Source organism: Stutzerimonas stutzeri (genome assembly GCF_024448955.1).
GTDB lineage: Bacteria > Pseudomonadota > Gammaproteobacteria > Pseudomonadales > Pseudomonadaceae > Stutzerimonas > Stutzerimonas stutzeri_AQ.
In genome coordinates this window covers 328,012-341,223 of record NZ_JAMOIH010000001.1, presented here as the reverse complement: position 1 = coordinate 341,223, position 13,212 = coordinate 328,012, and the positions used below count along the sequence as shown (strand labels likewise).

11 protein-coding genes are annotated in these 13,212 nt (G+C 60.7%); all 11 read left to right on the top strand.

Translation table 11 applies throughout. From position 1 onward, the window contains the following. The first annotated feature begins 67 nt into the window (after positions 1–67). The 11 genes from NA645_RS01645 to fcl all read left to right on the top strand — a co-directional run bounded on the left by NA645_RS01645 (position 68) and on the right by fcl (position 13,065). Positions 68–1,225, top strand: coding sequence for a PQQ-dependent sugar dehydrogenase (locus NA645_RS01645; protein WP_256047203.1), 1,158 nt, complete (start codon positions 68–70; stop codon positions 1,223–1,225). Further along, positions 1,222–1,374, top strand: a complete 153-nt coding sequence (locus NA645_RS01640) for a hypothetical protein (protein WP_256047202.1) — start codon at positions 1,222–1,224, stop codon at positions 1,372–1,374. The genes NA645_RS01645 and NA645_RS01640 overlap by 4 nt, the downstream gene beginning before the upstream one ends. A 123-nt stretch (positions 1,375–1,497) precedes the next feature. After that, positions 1,498–2,334 (top strand): CvfB family protein, encoded by an 837-nt coding sequence (locus NA645_RS01635; protein WP_256047201.1) that lies wholly within the window; start codon positions 1,498–1,500, stop codon positions 2,332–2,334. Positions 2,335–2,762: 428 nt separating this feature from the next. Next, on the top strand, positions 2,763–3,920 hold the full coding sequence (locus tag NA645_RS01630) for an outer membrane beta-barrel protein (RefSeq protein WP_256047200.1): 1,158 nt from the start codon (positions 2,763–2,765) through the stop codon (positions 3,918–3,920). Between the two features lie 42 nt (positions 3,921–3,962). After that, the gene (locus NA645_RS01625) at positions 3,963–4,496 is read left to right on the top strand and encodes a polysaccharide biosynthesis/export family protein (protein ID WP_256047199.1); all 534 of its coding nucleotides are present in this window, start codon (positions 3,963–3,965) and stop codon (positions 4,494–4,496) included. After that, on the top strand, positions 4,496–6,694 hold the full coding sequence (locus tag NA645_RS01620) for a GumC family protein (RefSeq protein WP_256047198.1): 2,199 nt from the start codon (positions 4,496–4,498) through the stop codon (positions 6,692–6,694). The genes NA645_RS01625 and NA645_RS01620 overlap by 1 nt, the downstream gene beginning before the upstream one ends. Before the next feature lie 141 nt (positions 6,695–6,835). Further along, positions 6,836–8,182, top strand: coding sequence for a UDP-glucose dehydrogenase family protein (locus NA645_RS01615; RefSeq protein WP_256047197.1), 1,347 nt, complete (start codon positions 6,836–6,838; stop codon positions 8,180–8,182). A gap of 14 nt (positions 8,183–8,196) precedes the next feature. Continuing rightward, positions 8,197–9,576, top strand: coding sequence for a lipopolysaccharide biosynthesis protein (locus NA645_RS01610; RefSeq protein ID WP_256047196.1), 1,380 nt, complete (start codon positions 8,197–8,199; stop codon positions 9,574–9,576). After that, complete coding sequence (locus tag NA645_RS01605; protein ID WP_256047195.1) at positions 9,573–10,802, top strand: glycosyltransferase family 4 protein; 1,230 nt, start codon at positions 9,573–9,575, stop codon at positions 10,800–10,802. Before NA645_RS01610 ends, NA645_RS01605 begins: the two co-directional genes overlap by 4 nt. 168 nt (positions 10,803–10,970) lie before the next feature. Continuing rightward, complete coding sequence (gmd, locus tag NA645_RS01600) at positions 10,971–12,095, top strand: GDP-mannose 4,6-dehydratase (RefSeq protein WP_256047194.1); 1,125 nt, start codon at positions 10,971–10,973, stop codon at positions 12,093–12,095. 1 nt (position 12,096) lies between these two features. Continuing rightward, complete coding sequence (gene fcl / locus NA645_RS01595; RefSeq protein ID WP_256047193.1) at positions 12,097–13,065, top strand: GDP-L-fucose synthase; 969 nt, start codon at positions 12,097–12,099, stop codon at positions 13,063–13,065. Positions 13,066–13,212: the final 147 nt, after the last annotated feature.

Here is a 13,212-nt window from a genome sequence, read left to right as displayed (position 1 = left end):
AGATGAGCAAATCGCTTCGTCTATGGTCTTCATTAGATATTGCCCGTTTCGCTCCGGAGGATTCTTCATGCCGCGCCATGCCATTCGCGCCATCATCTGTTGCACCACACTCTCCTGTTCGACCCTCGCGGTCGCCGAGGTTGAATATTTCGACAGCGAGCAGGGTCGTGTCTCCGTCGAAGAGATTGCCACCGGTCTGGAGTACCCCTGGGCCGTTGCCTTCCTGCCGGACGCTGCCGGCATGCTGGTCACAGAGCGTCCCGGCAGGTTGCGTGTGGTTGACGGCAACGGGCAGCTTTCCGAGCCGCTCGACGGCGTGCCCGACGTCTATGCGCAGGCGCAGGGCGGATTGCTGGACGTGCAGCTATCGCCCAGCTTCGCGCAGGATCGGTTGGTCTACCTCAGCTATGCCGAAGAAGGCGAGGGCAAGGCCGGCACCACCGTGGGTCGTGGCCGGCTGGCCGATGACCTGAGCGGGCTGGAAGATTTCACGGTCATTTTTCGCCAGCAGCCAAAGCTCTCGAACGGCATCCATTTCGGTTCGCGACTGGTCTTCGATGGCAGCGGCCACTTATTCATAGCGCTGGGGGAAAACAACCAGCGGCCTACCGCTCAGGATCTGGACAAGCTGCAGGGCAAGCTGGTGCGGATTCACCCGGACGGCAAGGTTCCGGACGACAATCCGATGGTGGATACCGAAGGCGCCCGGCCAGAAATCTGGTCCTACGGTCATCGCAATCAACAGGGGGCCGCGCTCAACCCTTGGAGCGGCGCGCTCTGGACGCATGAACACGGCCCGCGAGGCGGTGATGAAATCAATATTCCGCAACCGGGGCTCAATTACGGCTGGCCACTGGCGACTCATGGCATCAACTACAGCGGCCAGCCGATCCCCGAAGCCAAGGGTAAAACCGTGGACGGTACCGAGCCCCCGCACTACGTCTGGGAACGTTCGCCCGGCATCAGCGGCATGGCCTTCTACGACGCGGAACGCTTCCCCGCATGGCAGCACAACCTGTTCATCGGCGCGCTGGTGGATCAGTCGCTGATTCGCCTGCAGCTCGATGGTGACAAGGTGACCCATGACGAGCGCTTGCTGAAGGATCTCGGCGCGCGAGTTCGCGACGTTCGCCTGGGACCCGACGGCTATCTTTATCTGCTGACCGACTCGGCCAGCGGCAAGCTCCTGCGCGTTGGTCTCGATGCGAGCGAAGGCGGACGTTGAGAGCATCTCATCGAGAATGCCTGCACCTGCGCGCCTACGACGCCACCACCGGCAAGGAATTGCGCAAGTGGCGGTCGCCGGCCGGCGGTCATGGCTCGCTCGGAACCAAAGCGGGCGATTCGATCATCGCCTATGCATTGCCGCAATGAGTTACTCGGGGCGGACGTATGTCCAGCCTCGCCCTTGTTTCAGGGTGATTCAGCTGACCGGGCGGGCGCTGGCGTCCGACCGGCCTGCTAGAATCGCCGCCTTCGACCCACAGGATTTTTCACATGGCCGCAATCGGGCGCTTCAACAGCATGCAAATCGTCAAGCACACCGGTTTCGGCCTTTACCTGGACGGCGGGCCGGATGGCGAGATCCTGCTGCCCAATCGCTACGTCCCGAAGAATGTGCCGACTGAGGTCGATGACTGGCTGAACGTCTTCGTTTACCTCGACAGCGAAGACAAGCTCATTGCGACCACGGAGAAGCCGAAGGTGCAGGTGGGCGAATTCGCCAGCCTCAAGGTCAAGGAGATCAACCGCGTTGGGCTGTTTCTCGACTGGGGGCTGTCCAAGGATCTGCTGCTGCCACATTCCGAGGAAAAACGCCAACTGAACGAGGGCGACTACTGTGTCGTTCACGTCTACCTCGACAAGCACACTCGTCGCATCACCGCTACGGCGCGGCTGGATCGCTACCTGGACAAGACGCCACCGCGCTACAAGGTCGGCGAAGCCGTTGACTTACTGGTCGTGGAGGCCACCGATCTTGGGCACAAGGCAATCATCAACAGCAAGCATTGGGGGCTGATCCACAAGAACGAGGCGTTCAAGTTCCTGCGCAGCGGTATGCACGAAAAGGGCTTCATCAAGGAAATGCGCGCCGACGGCAAGATCAGCCTGAGCCTCCAGCCGGTGGGCAGCGAAGCCGCTGACGCCCTGCAGGCGCTGATTCTGCAGAAACTGCAGGAGAACCAGGGCAGCCTGCCGGTCAGTGACAAAACCGCAGCCGACGAGATCGCTCGGCTGTTCGGCGTCAGCAAAGGCAATTTCAAGAAGGCCATCGGCGGCCTCTACAAGCAGGGCCGCATCGTCATCCATCCGGATCGCATCGAGCGCACCTGATCCGTTGGCGCGGGCGTAGCAGCCAGGCGCCGACTTTCTTTCTCGATCTCTACGACACACACGCAAGCGGTGGGCTTTAGTGCGCCAACTGTTTGCGTGGTGCGGCGGCGCAGTGATGTGGCTCGTCTAAATAGTCGTTGCCGAATGTTACGAGCCTGCCGTTCGAACGCTGATCGAGGCACTCACGGCTATGTCTGTAGCAATGCCGGTGCGTCTGTACTTCCCTATGGGGCTGTATCTCGTGGCACTAGCCTGTCTTGAAGGGCGGAGCACGTGCGTTTTTGCCGCTTTGATCTACGTCGCTCAGAGATTCTGCAACTGTCCGGGATATTTGCGGTCTGTTGCGTGTCTATGCCTCCTCACAAGAATGGGCGTCGCGGCCAGAGTGAAGGCATGAACAACAATTTATCTCCGAGAAGGGATTCCATATGAGGAACATCACGCTTCCAGGTGTATCGCTACTGTGCCTTGTCGCTACCAATAGCTGGGCAGAGAACGATCCGCAGGATATTCGCATTGGTGGCTTCGAGTTCACGCCCACGCTAGTCGTGCGCGAGAGCTACGATGACAACTATCGCGGCCTGTCGGATAACGAGCAGGCGTCCTGGGTCACGGGAATCAATCCGACCTTCCTGCTCGGCACCGGGAACCGCAATAGCGAGTACGAGCTTGAGTACTCGTTCAATAGCGACATCTTTCATTCGGACTCCGAAGCCAGCAATACCGACCATCATCTGCAGCTCAGAAGTGTCCTGGAATTCACTTCTCGCCATCGCTTGAGTTGGGGGCTTGCCTACCATCGTGTAGAGGAAACGGCGGATACCGAGGTCGATACCGAAAACGACAAATACAGCCGAGCCATTGCTCGCGCGGCGTACCGCTTCGGTGCCCAGAGCGCGCGCAATCAGCTGGAGTTCGGTACCAACTACGAACAGCGTCGCTACCACAACAGCGACAACCTCAACGCCTCCGAAGAACGCGATAGCCTGATGTTCAACTCCATCTGGTTCCATCGCCTGGGCGCCAACACGCGCTCGCTGGTCGAGGTTCGTCACACCGACCACGACTACAAACTCTCCAGTGCGCTGCGCGATAGCACCAACGTGGCGCTGCTCGGCGGTGCGACCTGGGAAGGCGGCCCGAAAACATCCGGCTCGGTCAAGCTCGGTGCCGAGCGCAAGGACTTCGACAGCGATCAACGTGAAGACTTCACCAGCCCCATGTGGGAAGTCGGCGTCACCTACAAGCCGCGCACGTATTCGGCGTTCACGATCAATTCCCGTCGCGCCTTCGATGAGGGCGACGACGGCGCCAGCACCATCAACGACTGGACGACCATCGCCTCCTGGGATCACGAGTGGACATCGCGCGTATCGACCGAACTGCTCTATCGCTTCTCGGACCGCGAGTATGAAGGCATCAATCGGGACGATGAGCGCACCGGCTACGGCGCCGGCGTGACTTGGTCGCCGGATCGCTGGATCGACGTGACCCTTTCATACCTCCGGACGGAAAACGATTCCAACGTGGATATCGAAAGCTACGACCGAAACGTTTACCTGCTGAGTTTCGACCTGAGCCTTTGAGGCCGGGTAGGACTTTAACCAGTGCCTAAGGAGGAGCCAATCATGCGCATCCCGAACATCTTCAAATGCCTTTCCGTGCTTGTGCTGCTGGCGTTCAGTGCAACGGCCAGCGCCGCGCAGTACCAGTTGGGATCAGGGGACATCATTCGTATCAACGTACACGGCGAGCCGGACCTCACCTTCGAAGAGATTCGTCTGACGGACGCCGGAACCTTCACCTTTCCCTTCATTGGTGAAGTCGATGCCAACGGCAAGACGCCGGGCGAGGTGCGCAACCTGCTGGTCGAGAAGCTGAAGGATGGCTACCTGATTGACCCGCGCGTGTCGGTATCGGTTGCTAACTATCGCGAGTTCTACATCGCCGGCGAAGTGAAACTTCCCGGAGGCTATCCGTTCCAGCCCGGACTGACCCTGGATCGGGCCATCGCCTTGGCTGGTGGGCTGACCGAGCGCGCATCGACCAGGCGCATGACCATCGTGCGGGGCTCCGAAGGCAGCCGCGCCGAAGAAAAAGCCACTATGAATACACTGGTTCGCCCCGGCGACACGATCAACATCGATGAAGGATTCTTCTGATGAACAGCCCAGTTCGCCCGGATCGACCATGGCAGCGCCCCGTCGGGCCGGCAGCCGATAGCGATTTCATAGACCTCAAGAAAATCTGGCACGCGATCTGGTCACGCAAGTGGGGCATCGCCCTGCTGGTCGCGGGCGTCGTGCTGCTGACAATTCTATTGCTGTCGCGGATGACGCCAATCTACAAAGCCGTCGCGTCGGTGCTCATCGAGACGAAGGGCACACCGGTATTGTCGTTCCAGCCTGCCGCGGATACACCCGTCGAGCTCAGCGAATACCTGCAAACTCAGCTCAGCCTGATGCAGAGCCGCGGCGTTGCCGAGCGTGTGGTGCGCGATCTGAATCTGACCGAGCACCCTGAGTTCGATCTGCGCCAGCAGTCCGGGCCGCTGATCGACTTTAGCGGTATCGCCGCAGCCCTGACTGGGGAAGAGGAAGAGGCGCCTACCGAAGCGCAGATCCTCGACTACGCCACTCAATCCTTGATGGAGCGGACCTCGGTATGGGTCGAAGGCAAGAGCCAGCTGGTCTATCTGTCCATCGCGATGGCCGACCGCATGACCGCCGCCGAAGCGACCAACCAACTGGCGCAGGCCTATATCGAAGCGCAGCTGGAAGCCAAAGTCGACATGTCGATGACCGCCGCCAGCTGGATGAACGAGCGCCTGGTCTCCCTGCGTGAAAATCTGCAGGACTCCGAAGACCGTCTCCAGGCCTACCTGGACGCCGAAGGTCTCGTGGACCTGGATGGTGTCGGCACCATCAGCGCCAACGAGCTGTCGCTGACCGGTGACCGCATGATCGACGCACGCCGTCAACGTGCCGAAGCCGAGAGCCAGTATCGCCAGGTCGAATCCATGCGCAGCCAGGGCTGGGAGCGTCTCGCCAGTGTGCCGGCCGTGCTGGGCCACCCCCTGATTCAGCAGTTCAAAGCGGATCAGGCGCATGCCCGGTCGCGTGTCGAAGACCTGTCCCGCCGTTATGGCGATCGTCATCCGTCGATGGCTTCCGCACGCTCCGATCTCAACGCGGCTACAGCCAGTCTACGTCAGCAGGTCGAGCAGGTAGTGGCGAGCATCGAGCGCAACTATCAGTTGGCGTTGGCCAATGAAAACTCCCTGCGTGCTTCGTTCGACGAGAACAAGGGCCGCATCCAGGACATTTCCCGCAAGGAATTCAAGGTGCGTGACCTTCAGCGTCAGGTCGAAAGCGACCGCGCGCTGTACGACACCTTCATGACCCGCCTGCAGGAAACCACTGCGACTTCGGACCTGAGCACCACTAACGCCCGCGTGGTCGATTCAGCCATCCCGCCGACCGAACCCAGCGCACCGAACAAGAAGCTGATTCTCGTGGTGGCGTTGTTCCTGGCGCTGGTACTCGGCATCGCCCAGGCCATCATCCGCGAAATCCTCGACAACACCTTCAAGAGCTCCGAAGAAGTCGAAAACAAGCTCGGACTGCCGGTCATGGGCATCGTGCCGATGGTGCCGCGCAAGCTGCGCAAGGAAGTCAGCCATCTGTTCGAGCGCAGCGGCGACAAGCGTTTCTGCGAAGCCGTGCGGACCATCCGTACCAACCTGTTGCTGAGCGAAGCCAATCAGCCGCGTCAGGTGCTGGTGATCACCTCCACGGCGCCGGACGAAGGCAAGAGCGCGGTCTCGGCCAACCTCGCGTTCGCCATGGGCCAGCTGCATCGTGTGCTGCTGATCGACGCCGACCTGCGCCGCGCGACCCTCGACAAAGCGTTCGACTTCAAGCCGGGTACGCCGGGGCTGGTCAATCTCATCGGCGGCAACGCCAAGCTCGAGGAGTGCATCCACACGGTCGGTAACGTCGACATGATCGCCGCCGGTGCAGTGCCTTCCAACCCACTGGAGCTGCTGTCCTCGCCACGCTTCGCGAAACTCCTCGAAGTGGTCAAGGGCCGCTACGACCGCATCATCATCGACTCGCCACCAAGCCAGGCGGTCAGCGATGCCGCCGTGTTGTCGACCCTCGCCGACGCGGTGATCTATGTCGTCAAGTCCGACTCCACACTGATTCCGCATGTGCAGAAAGGTGTAAGCCAGCTGCAGAACAGCAACGCGCCGCTGACGGGTGTAGTGCTCAACGCCGTCGATATCGAGAAAGCCAAGAAGAACGGTCAGTTCCGTGGCTATTACGATCACTACGGCTACAGCGAGCAAACGGTCTAAGCCGGCTCGTTCATCCGTCACGGGTCAGGTTCGGCCAGCGAGGAACCTGACCCGTTTGAATCTGCCCAGTTTTGCGCCACCGGCCACCGAAAGGGTCGCGCCGAGGCATGCCTGTTTCAATGTCTAATCGAGGATCCTGCTATGAACATCACCGTCGTTGGAAGCGGCTACGTTGGGCTGGTTACCGGTGCCTGTATCGCTGAAATGGGCAACACGGTTTACTGCGTCGACGTCGACAAGACCAAGATAGAGAACCTCAAGCAGGGCATTCTGCCGATCTACGAGCCAGGCCTCGAAGACATCGTCGTCGAGAACCACACGTCCGGACGTCTGCACTTCACCACGTCGCTGAGTGAGGCGGCCGAGCAGTCTGAAGTCTTCTTCATCGCCGTCGGCACTCCGCCCGGCGAAGACGGTTCGGCGGACTTGCGCTATGTGCTGGAAGTCGCTCGGCAGATCGGCGATACCCTGAGCGGCCCGGCGATCGTCGTGAACAAATCCACCGTGCCGGTCGGGACGGCGGACTTGGTGCGTACAGCGGTGGCCGAGCGCCTCGAAGCGCGCGGCGTCGACATCGAGTTCTCAGTGGTATCGAACCCGGAATTTCTCAAGGAAGGTGCGGCGGTCGATGACTTCATGCACCCCGACCGGATCGTGATCGGCGCCGACAACGACCACGCCCGCGAGGTCATGAGCGCACTCTACGCGCCCTTCATTCGCAACCGTCCACGCACCATGTTCATGGGGATCCGCGATGCGGAGATGACTAAGTACGCAGCCAACGCGATGCTGGCGACCAAGATCTCCTTCATGAACGAGATCGCCAGCCTCTGCGAGCGCCTCGATGTGGACGTCGAGAATGTGCGCCTGGGCATCGGCTCGGACGAGCGCATCGGCTACCATTTCATTTATGCCGGTTGCGGCTACGGCGGCTCTTGCTTCCCGAAAGACGTAAAGGCGCTGATCAACATCGCGCACCAGAACGATTTCGAGCCCAAGCTGCTGCAGGCGGTCGAGGCCCGTAACGATCAGCAGAAGCACTCGCTGTTCAACAAGATTTCTACCCATTTCAACGGTGATCTCAGCGGCCGGACCTTCGCCGTCTGGGGCCTGGCGTTCAAGCCTGGCACTGATGACATGCGCGAAGCGCCAAGCGTGGTGCTGATCAACAGCCTGATCAATGCCGGCGCCAAGGTCCGCGCCTTCGATCCGGTCGCCCGCGAAACAGCGCGCCGCGAGTTCCCGGAAAGCTGGTTCACCGAAGGTCGTCTGCAAATCGTCGAAGGTCAGTACGAGGCCGCCATCGATGCCGATGCCCTGTGCCTGGTGACCGAGTGGAAGCCCTTCCGTCGTCCGGATTTCCGTGCGCTAAAGCGCTTGTTGAACACTCCGCTGATCATCGATGGGCGTAACCAGTACGACCGCGAGCAGGTCAAGCGCGAAGGCTTCAGCTACTACGGCGTCGGCCGTCAGCCGGTTCAGGCCTGAACGAGGGCTAGCGAGTGAGCGCCATCGATCAGCCCAACATGCGCAGCGGCTCCGCCCCAATCAGGGAGCGGCTGGCCGCGCTGCTGCGTGGAGGCCGGCGTAGCAAGCTGCTGCGCAACATCCTCACCGTGGTGACCGGCACCGCCGGTGCGCAGGCGATCACGCTGGCGTTCATGCCGGTGATCACGCGTATCTACGGACCGGAAGCTTATGGCGTGCTGGGCACCTTTCTCAGCGTGACCATGATGTTGATTCCGGTCGCGGCGCTGACCTATCCCATCGCCATCGTGCTGCCCAAGCGTGATGGTGATGCCCGAGGTCTGGTGCGGCTGGCGTTGACGATCGCGCTGACGCTGGCGCTGGCGGTTGCCCTGAATCTGTATTTCTTCGGCGACCGACTGGCAGCGACACTGGATATCCAGATCGTCCAGCCGTATCTGATGCTCATCCCGTTCGTGATGTTCTGTGGCGCGGCACTGGAAATCTGCCAGCAGTGGCTGTTTCGCACCCAGCGCTTCCGTATCACAGCGAGTGTGGCGGTCGGGCATTCGCTGCTGTTCAACTCAATGCGAACCATTGCCGGCCTGGTGCAATCCTCGGCGTTGGTTCTGGTGTGCACCACTGCGCTGCAGCAGGCGTTGCACGCCGCAATGCTGGGCTTGGCGATGCTGCGGGCCAAGCCTCATGAAGATAACCATGTCGACGAAGCGGGGCAGGAGCGGCCCGGCATGATCGAGCTGGCACGCCAGCACAGCGACTTTCCTAAGTTTCGCGCCCCGGTGATGTTGATCAACGCCGTCTCGCAGCATCTGCCCACGCTGGTGCTCGCGGCGTATTTCGGTCCGGCGGCGGCGGGGTTTTTTGCTCTGTGCAAGCAGGCGCTGACCATGCCGACCAATATGATCGGCAAATCGGTGGCCGATGTTTATTACCCGCGCATCAGTCGCGCCATTCACGACCGGGAACCGGTCGCGGCCATGTTGCTGAAGGCGACCAGCGCGCTGGCGTTGGTCGGGTTGGTGCCGTTCTCGCTGGTGGTGGTGCTCGGGCCCTGGATGTTCGCGTTTGTGTTCGGCGAGCAATGGCATGTGGCCGGCGAGTATGCCCGCTGGCTGGCCCTGGCCGAGTACGTGATCTTCGTCTCGCGCCCATGCGTGGTCGCGGTCCCGGCGCTGTCGCTGCAAGGCCGCTTCCTTCTGTTCGAGATATTCAGCACCAGCTTGCGCGTGCTTTCGTTGTTTGGCGGAGCACTGCTGGTCGGTAGTGCACTGGCAACTGTGCAGGCCTTTGCCGTCGCCTGCATCGTCATCTATTCGTCGCTGATAGCGATCGTGCTGATTGCCGCGCGCCGGTGGTATGCGGCCCAGCATCTTAAAGAGAGCCTAGATCAATGAAGGTATTGCATTTGGTCGCTGGCGAGTTGACCGGAGGCGCTGCCCGCGGTGCGTACTGGTTGCACCAGGGGCTGCGCTCGCTGGGGGTCGATTCCCTTGTCTACACCAATAGCCAGGTCACCCATGGCGACACCTCGGTGGTATCCGTCAGTCGCAGCAAGAAAGACAAGATCATCAGCATCGCCAGAAGCCAGGCTGATCAGGCGTTCGCCAGTTTCTATCGTGGGCGCCAGTCGGGCATGTTCAGCGCTGGGGTGATGGGTGCCGATTTCACCAAGAGCGATGAATGCCGTGAGGCTGACGTCGTGCATTTGCACTGGGTCAATGGCGGTTTCGTCGACATGAAGCACCTGGCTCAGCTGCGCAAACCGGTGGTCTGGACCATGCGTGACATGTGGCCGATGACCGGCGGCTGCCATTACGCCATGGGCTGCGAGAAATTCACCACCGGCTGCGGCAGTTGCGATCAACTCGGCAGCCGCTCCGACCGAGACTTGTCGCGCTTCGTACTCAACCGCAAGCGCAAATACCTGCCCAAATCGATGAAGATGATCGGCATCAGCGACTGGGTCTCCGAACAGGCCCGAAAGAGTTCACTATTCCGCGAATTCGACGTGCGCACCATTCACAACAACGTCGACGCCAGCGAGTTCTTCCCGCTGGACAAGCAGCTGGCTCGGCAACTGCTCGGGTTGAATACCGAGAAGAGGATCATCCTCACCGGTAGCACCAGCGCCAAGGACACCTATAAAGGCTTCGGCAAATACCTCGAGATGCTCAAGCACCTCGATCCGGCCAAGTATCACCTGTGCTTCTTCGGCAAGCTGGACCAGTCCATCGCCGACGGATTGGGCTTCGACTACACCTCGTTCGGCTATCTGCACGACAGCATCTCGCTGCGCCTGCTTTATTCGGCCGCCGATGTGTTCATCGCGCCGAGCCTGATGGAAGCGTTCGGCAAGACCCTGGCCGAAGCCATGGGTTGCGGCACCCCCGTGGTGTGCTTCGACGCCACCGGCCCGAAGGACATCGTGACCCATAAGCACGACGGCTATAAAGCAGCACCCTTCGAGGCGCAGGGCCTTGCCGACGGGGTGGAGTGGGTCACGGGCGAGGCGGACTACTCGCAACTCGTGCTGAATGCGCGGGAAAAGATCACCAGTACGTTCGACAGTCCCGTCATCGCCAGGCAATACCGAGCGCTGTACGAGGAAATGCTCGCATGAGCGGCCCGTCTGTCCGCACCCGGCCGCTCGGTAACGCCTCGTTAACCTTGGCTGCCAACAATCAATCGAACCAGCCGTCTGGCGGAGCAGGGCGCCTGGGCGCCGATGCGCCGTCCATTCGGTATCGCATCAACTCCCTTGTCATCTGGAACCTACAGGTACATTGAAATGGAAAAGAAACGCGCGCTGATCACCGGGATTACTGGCCAGGACGGTTCCTACCTCGCCGAGCTCCTGCTGGAAAAGGGTTACGAAGTGCATGGCCTCATACGCCGTGCCTCGCAGTACAACACTCAGCGGGTCGACCACATCTGCCAGGATCCGCATGTCGAGCATCAGAACTTCGTTCTGCATTACGGCGATCTGACCGATTCGTCCAACCTGACCCGCATCATCCAGGAAGTGCAGCCCGACGAGGTCTACAACCTGGGTGCGCAGTCGCACGTCGCGGTCAGCTTCGAGTCGCCTGAATACACGGCCGATGTTGATGGCATGGGCACCCTGCGCATCCTCGAAGCCATTCGCCTGCTGGGGCTGGAAAAGAAAACGCGTTTCTACCAGGCCTCCACCTCTGAGCTCTACGGTCTGGTACAGGAAATCCCGCAGAAGGAAACCACGCCGTTCTACCCGCGTTCGCCCTACGCGGTGGCCAAGCTGTACGCCTACTGGATCACGGTCAACTATCGCGAAGCCTATGGCATGTATGCCTGCAACGGCATTCTGTTCAACCACGAATCACCTCGCCGCGGCGAGACCTTCGTGACGCGCAAGATCACCCGTGGCCTGGCCAACATTGCACAGGGACTAGAGAAGTGTCTGCATATGGGCAACCTCGACGCGCTGCGTGACTGGGGCCATGCCAAGGACTATGTGCGCATGCAGTGGATGATGCTGCAGCAGGAACAGGCCGAAGACTTCGTCATCGCCACCGGCGTGCAGTACTCGGTACGCGAATTCATCAAATGGTCGGCGGCCGAACTGGGCGTCGAGCTGCGCTTCGAAGGAAGCGGCGTGGACGAGCGCGCCATCGTCGCCAGCATCGAAGGGAACAAGGCACCGGCGCTCAAGGTCGGCGACGTCATCGTCCGTGTCGATCCGCGCTTCTTCCGTCCGGCTGAAGTGGAAACGCTGCTCGGCGACCCGACCCGCGCCAAGGAAAAGCTCGGCTGGACGCCGGAAATCAGCGTGCAGGAAATGTGCGCCGAGATGGTCCGTGAAGATCTGAAAATCGCCCAGCGCCATGCCCTGCTCAAAGAGCACGGCTTCGACATTCCAGTGTCCGTGGAGAACTGATATGAATCGTGACGCACGTATTTTCGTTGCGGGACATCGCGGTATGGTGGGCTCCGCCATCGTCCGTCGCCTGCAGGCGCTGGGGTACGACAACCTCATCACGCGTGGACGCGAAGAGCTGGATCTGGTCGATCAGGCCGCCGTAAACGCATTCTTCGCCGAGAACAAGATCGATCAGGTGTACATGGCTTCGGCAAAGGTGGGCGGCATCCATGCCAACAACACCTATCCGGCCGAATTCATCTACCAGAACCTCATGGTCGAGGCGAACATCATCCATGCGGCGCACTGCAACGACGTCAACAAGCTGCTGTTCCTCGGCTCGTCGTGCATCTATCCGAAGTTCGCCGCGCAGCCAATGAAGGAAGAGGCGCTGGTCACCGGCGTGCTCGAGCCGACCAACGAGCCGTACGCGGTCGCCAAGATCGCCGGCATCAAACTCTGCGAAAGCTATAACCGTCAGTACGGTCGTGACTATCGCAGCGTCATGCCGACCAACCTCTATGGCCCGAACGACAACTTCCATCCAGAGAACAGTCATGTGGTGCCGGCGTTGCTCAAGCGCTTCCATGAAGCGACCCAGCGTGGTGATGACGAAGTCGTGATCTGGGGCAGCGGCAAGCCGCAACGCGAATTCCTTCACGTGGACGACATGGCCGCCGCCAGCGTGCACGTGATGGAGTTGGATGACGCGACCTACCAGGCGCACACCCAGCCGATGCTGTCGCACATCAACGTGGGTACCGGCGTCGACTGCAGCATTCGCGAATTGGCCGAAACCATTGCCCGGGTTACCGAATACCAGGGCCGGCTGGTTTTCGACAGCTCCAAGCCGGATGGGACACCGCGCAAGCTGATGGACGTATCCCGCCTCAAGGCGCTGGGCTGGCAGGCCAGCATCAGTCTGGAAAACGGCTTACGCGATGCCTATCGCTGGTTCGTCGAGAACCAGCACCAGGCTCGGCACTGATTGATCGACAGCGCGGCAGCACAGCAGAACTGTGTGCGCTGCGCAGCAACGTAAGGACAAGGCAGGGAAGAGGCGGAACAGAGCAGACGCGCACTTTTTTGGCGACTGAAAAGCAGAGGCCGGTAGCGCCTGGATGACGAGCTCGGT